Annotated in this window: 1 pseudogene; it reads left to right on the plus strand. The window is 67.2% G+C overall.

From position 1 onward, the window contains the following. A pseudogene (locus SB751_RS30260) lies at window positions 1-274 on the plus strand (cytochrome C oxidase subunit II); the annotation flags it as partial.

Below are 274 nucleotides of genomic sequence, written 5' to 3' on the forward strand. Positions count from 1 at the left end.
TGATGACCGACCGCGCGCTGTCGCGGCTGCCCGTCGCCGATGCGCTGCATCTGGAGATGACCGGCCATCAATGGTGGTGGGAAGCGCGCTACGGCCGCGACAGCGCCGGCGACGCCTTCGCGGTCGCCAACGAATTGCACGTGCCGGTCGGCCGGCCCGTCGTCATTTCGCTGAAAGCGGACGACGTGATCCACACCTTCTGGGTGCCGAACCTGCACGGCAAGAAAGACATGATCCCCGGCCGCGACGCGACCATCGAATTTCGCGCGGACCG

Origin of the sequence: Cupriavidus sp. SIMBA_020, assembly GCF_046535395.1 — a bacterium.
Taxonomy (GTDB): Bacteria; Pseudomonadota; Gammaproteobacteria; order Burkholderiales; family Burkholderiaceae; genus Cupriavidus; species Cupriavidus campinensis.